This is a genomic window from Enterobacter cloacae complex sp. 6730903 (assembly GCF_048283985.1).
GTDB classification, from domain to species: Bacteria; Pseudomonadota; Gammaproteobacteria; order Enterobacterales; family Enterobacteriaceae; genus Enterobacter; species Enterobacter hormaechei_C.
In genome coordinates, this window is the sequence record NZ_JBLVXX010000243.1 from 1 (window position 1) to 262 (window position 262).

Consider the following 262-nt stretch of genomic DNA (forward strand, 5'->3'; position numbering starts at 1 on the left):
GCTTTTTTTTGCATAAGTAAATCATTATTCATGACAACTGTTTATCTCTAAAAGGAATAAGATATCTGCGTTTCGTGATAAGTGGCGATAAAGATGTCTGGTGCTTTTGAATTTATCTTGGCAGGTATGTTAGTTGGCTTCTGTGTAGGTATTACAGGAGTTGGTGGTGGATCATTAATGACACCAATTTTAATTGGTCTTTTTAGGATTGAGCCGCATATCGCAATTGGTACTGATTTACTTTACGCCGCGATCTCTAAGT

1 protein-coding gene is annotated in these 262 nt (G+C 36.6%); it reads left to right on the forward strand.

The features are described from left to right. Positions 1–126: 126 nt before the first annotated feature. Positions 127–262, forward strand: a 136-nt coding sequence (locus ACNQ0W_RS25760; RefSeq protein WP_417933353.1) for a TSUP family transporter, incomplete at its 3' end; no start/stop codon positions are given.